The sequence below is a fragment of the Desulfovibrio sp. genome, assembly GCF_035644575.1.
GTDB lineage: Bacteria > Desulfobacterota > Desulfovibrionia > Desulfovibrionales > Desulfovibrionaceae > Desulfovibrio.
In genome coordinates this window covers 1-4092 of record NZ_DASQOG010000235.1, presented here as the reverse complement: position 1 = coordinate 4092, position 4092 = coordinate 1, and the positions used below count along the sequence as shown (strand labels likewise).

At 63.2% G+C, this 4092-nt stretch carries 4 protein-coding genes; all 4 read left to right on the top strand.

All coding sequences use genetic code 11. The features are described from left to right. The first annotated feature begins 57 nt into the window (after positions 1-57). The 4 genes from VEZ52_RS13255 to VEZ52_RS13240 all read left to right on the top strand — a co-directional run bounded on the left by VEZ52_RS13255 (position 58) and on the right by VEZ52_RS13240 (position 3999). Complete coding sequence (locus VEZ52_RS13255; RefSeq protein ID WP_192113476.1) at positions 58-471, top strand: cytochrome c maturation protein CcmE; 414 nt, start codon at positions 58-60, stop codon at positions 469-471. Between the two features lie 223 nt (positions 472-694). Beyond that, entirely contained in the window at positions 695-2611 is a 1917-nt protein-coding gene (locus tag VEZ52_RS13250) for a heme lyase CcmF/NrfE family subunit (protein WP_324837236.1), read from the top strand. Between the two features lie 15 nt (positions 2612-2626). Beyond that, positions 2627-3334 (top strand): ABC transporter ATP-binding protein, encoded by a 708-nt coding sequence (locus VEZ52_RS13245; protein WP_192113478.1) that lies wholly within the window; start codon positions 2627-2629, stop codon positions 3332-3334. After that, the gene (locus VEZ52_RS13240) at positions 3322-3999 is read left to right on the top strand and encodes a heme exporter protein CcmB (protein ID WP_324837235.1); all 678 of its coding nucleotides are present in this window, start codon (positions 3322-3324) and stop codon (positions 3997-3999) included. Before VEZ52_RS13245 ends, VEZ52_RS13240 begins: the two co-directional genes overlap by 13 nt. Positions 4000-4092: the final 93 nt, after the last annotated feature.

Here is a 4092-nt window from a genome sequence, read left to right as displayed (position 1 = left end):
AGGTCATGGCCCCTTTCGGGCAGCACCAAACATGACCCAATGTTTCAGGAGAAACGCATGGCCCGCAAAAAAAACACTGGCATCTACATAGCCGCGCTGCTGCTCTTTTTGGGCGGGGTGGGCTATCTTGCATATTCCGGCTTTTCTGAAAACAGCGTGTATTTTCTGAACGTGTCGGAAGCCAAGGCCGCAACGCCCGAAAAACTCGTGGCTGCGCGGCTTTTTGGTACTGTGGCCGAAGACGGCATTGAGAAGCACCGGGGCGCGCCCGGTGTGGATTTTCGCCTTGAAGACAAGGACAACGCCAGCCAGACCATCCAGATAAGCTACTCCGGTGCGGTGCCGGATACCTTCAAGGCTGGCGCGGAAGTTATTGTTGAAGGCGGCATGGGGCCGGAAGGCCGCTTTCAGGCCAAGACGCTCATGACCAAATGCCCCTCCAAATATCAGAAAGAGAACCGCAATAGCTGAGCCTGCTCAGCGGCATTGCCGTTTGGCGAGTGCGATTGGCCTGACTGGCCCTTCGCCCTGTCAATAGTTGCGGGCCATATGCGGGCCACGGTCGCGGGCGTTCCCTGCAAGATGGCCGGGTTTCAGTTCCGTGCGCAGAGCCGTAACCGGGCACCCGATGCCCAAACGATAGCAACGCCCCGCCCTGCGGCGGGCCGCCCCCTAAGCGGGATAAAGGAGTCTTATGTACGTTTTTGCCTTTGCCCTTCAACTGGTGGCCCTGCTGGCCGCACTTGGCGGCTGTGGTCTGGCCCTTCTGCAATTGTGGCAAAACCGGGAAGACTCCCTCGCCGTGGTGGAAAAAGCCCACCTCGTTATCAGCGGCGCTCTCTTGCTGGCCTCGGCCCTGCTGCTGCACGCCCTGTTCTGGAATGACTTCAGCGTGGCCTACGTTGCCAGCTATACTGACCGCGTACTGCCCGTATTTTACCGCCTCACGGCCTTCTGGGCCGGGCAGCCCGGCTCCATGCTCTTCTGGGCGCTGGCCGTGGGCCTGAGCGGCAGCGCTTTTGCCCTCACGCGGGCCTACAGAAACCTCAGCCGCCCAACGCGCCTGTGGTACTGGAGCTTTTTTTACATCATCATGGGTTTTTTTGCCCTTATCCTCACCAGCTGGAGCAATCCCTTTGTGTTGCAATCGCCTGTTCCGGCGGACGGCAACGGCCTGAACCCCCTGCTCCAGAATCCCGGCATGATTTTTCATCCGCCGCTGCTGTTCCTTGGGTACGGCGGCTTTGCCGTGCCCGCCTGTCTGGCGCTGGCCCAGTGTCTTTCGGGGCAGAGCAGCAGCGAGGGCTCGTGGTTCCGCCTTTCGCGGCCCTTCATCATTCTGGCGTGGCTGTTCCTTACGGCGGGCATAGTGCTCGGCGCATGGTGGGCCTACATGGAGCTTGGCTGGGGCGGCTACTGGGCATGGGACCCTGTGGAAAACGCATCTCTGGTGCCCTGGCTTATCGCCACGGCTTCGCTGCATACCCTGATTGTTGAAGACCGCCGGGGCAAGCTTGGGCGCGTCAACGTCGCCATGATGGTGCTCACCACGGTTTCGGCCTTTTTTGCCACCTACCTCGTGCGCAGCGGCGTTATTGATTCCGTGCACGCCTTTGGCGACGGCAGCGTGGGGACGCCCCTGACCATCTTTGTACTGGGCGGCCTTGTCATTGCCCTGTGGATTCCCTTTGCCTCGCCCAAAACCGGCAAACCCCTTGCCGGGCTTGAAAGCCGCGAAGGCTTCCTGACCCTCGTGGCCTGGGTGCTGCTGGCGCTGGCCGTGATTATTCTGGTTGCCACCATGTGGCCCGTCATCAGCAAGTTGTGGTCCGCCGCGCCGCGCGGCCTTGACGCCCGTTTCTACAACCGCGTGTGCCTGCCCCTCGGCGCGCTGCTGGTAGTGATGATGGCGGCCTGTCCCTGGCTCGGCTGGGGCGGGGGCCTGCGCAACAAGAAGGGCTTTTTTGCCGTGATCGGCGCATTTGTGGTCAGCGCCGGGGTTATCTGGGCGCTGGGCTACCATCAGCCCACGGCCCTGCTGGGTGCTTCCGCCGCTGTGGCTATTGTGCTTGGGGCCGTCATGCTGCTGGCAGACAAGGCCAACCGCTCGCAGCCTGTCACCATCGGGGCGTTGGGCGCGCACATCGGCATGGCGCTGGTTGCCATCGGCATCTCCTTTTCCGGCCCGTACACCACTGACCGCGAAATGATCCTCGCCAAGGGCGAAAGCAGCACCGTGGGCAGCTACACTGCCACCCTGCTCGAACTGGGCGAGGGCCGCCGCGTTGACCATGAATTCATCGCCGCCCGGCTGGAAATCTTCAAGGACGGCAAATCCATCGGCATCGTTGCGCCGGAGCGCCGCCTGTACGACAAGTTCGGCACCATGCAGTTCTCCGAAGTGGACGTGATCCCCGGCCTTGGCAACGAAATCTACGCCTCCCTGCTTGGGCTGGACGAAAATTCCAAGGTCGTGGTCAAGGTCAGCGTGGAACCGTTGGTCAACTGGCTGTGGATCGGCGGCACCATCATGTGCCTTGTGCCGCTTGCCGGTCTGCGCCGCCGCAAGAATCCCGCGCCGGAGTCGGACAGCGAGAACAGCGCGGCCTAGCCGCAGGAGGCCCTCTTGCTGGAACTTGTGCGCGTTGCCAAGGTCTATGGCGTCAAGGTCGTCTTTAAAGACGTAAGCTGCGCTCTTGCTGCGGGCAGTGTCTCGCTGCTCGTGGGCGGCAACGGCGCGGGCAAGAGTACCCTCATGCGCATCATGGCAGGGCTTTCCCGCCCAAGCGCAGGCGCGGCCAACGTGGCCGATCAGGCCCGCGTGGGCTATCTTGGGCACGCCACCTTTTTGTATCCCGGGCTCACGGCGGTGGAAAATCTGGCCTTCTGGCGCGATGCCTACGGCCTCAAGCTGACGCGTGACGATATCATGGCTGGGCTGGCCCGCGTGGGGCTGGAAGCCCACGCCCACGAACGGGCGGGCGTGTTCTCGCGCGGCATGGCCCAGCGTCTCAATCTGGCGCGGGTGCTCATGCAGGCCCCGGACGTGCTCCTGCTGGACGAACCCGGTACAGGCCTTGATGTGGCCTCGCTGGCACTGCTGCGGCGCGAGATTCTTGCTGCGCGGCAACGCGGAGCCTGCGTGGTGCTTATCAGCCACGATCTGGCGGGCGATGCGCCCCTGGCCGACCGGCTGCTGGCGCTGGAACACCGCAAGCTGGCTTATGACGGCTCTCCCGCTGGTTTTGGCGGCTTTGCCCCGGTGGAAACACTGGCAGGCGCAGCCGCAGAGGCTTCTGAACGCGCTCAGGGAGGCCCCGCATGTTGCGCCTGATGTTTGCCATGACCCGCAAGGATCTGGCCCTGACGCTGGCGCGCGGCAGCGGGCTGGTGCAGGCCTTGCTGCTCGGGCTATTGCTGCTTTTTGTCTTCAGCCTGTCGCAGGGCATTGGCGAGCGCATGGCTCCGCAGGGCGCTGCGGCTGTGTTCTGGATAAGTTCCGCCTTTTGTCAGGTGCTTATTTTCAACCAGCTCTACGCGCTGGAAGAAGTGAACAACTCCCGTCTGGGGCTTTTGCTGTGCCCCGCCCCGGTGCAGGCCGTATGGCTTGGCAAGGGCTGCGCGGGGCTTGCTCTGCTGGTGCTGGCGCAGGTTGTTTTTCTGCCTGCTGCGGTGGTTTTTCTGGGGCAGGAGCTTGGCGGGCCATTGCCCGAGGCTCTGCTGGCCCTTGTGCTGACGGATATCGGCATGTGCGCTCTTGGCTCCCTGCTGGGGGCGCTGGCGCAGGGGCAGGCCGCCCGTGAATCGTTGCTGAGCATTGTGCTTTTTCCGCTGCTGACGCCGCTTTTGCTGGCGGGTATCAGCGTGGGGGCGCAGGCGCTCGGCGCGCCCAACCCGGATGGCCCGGGGGCGTGGCTCGGCGTTGCCGCTGCCTTTGACGCCGTTTTTCTGGGTGCCGGGCTTTTGCTGTTTGGATACATCTACGCGGGGGACGAGTAATGCCCAAGTGTTCGGCGTTGCCGCAGATTCTGGCCCTGCTGGGGGGCGTTGCCTTTGCCGCCTGTCAGTGGCTTGTGTTTGCCTATGCCCCCG

Excerpts from the sequence above, each read along its gene's own strand:
- VEZ52_RS13255 (WP_192113476.1), top strand. The coding sequence starts at position 58 with ATGGCCCGCAAAAAAAACACTGGCATCTACATAGCCGCGCTGCTGCTC.
- VEZ52_RS13250 (WP_324837236.1), top strand. The coding sequence starts at position 695 with ATGTACGTTTTTGCCTTTGCCCTTCAACTGGTGGCCCTGCTGGCCGCA.
- VEZ52_RS13240 (WP_324837235.1), top strand. The coding sequence starts at position 3,322 with ATGTTGCGCCTGATGTTTGCCATGACCCGCAAGGATCTGGCCCTGACG.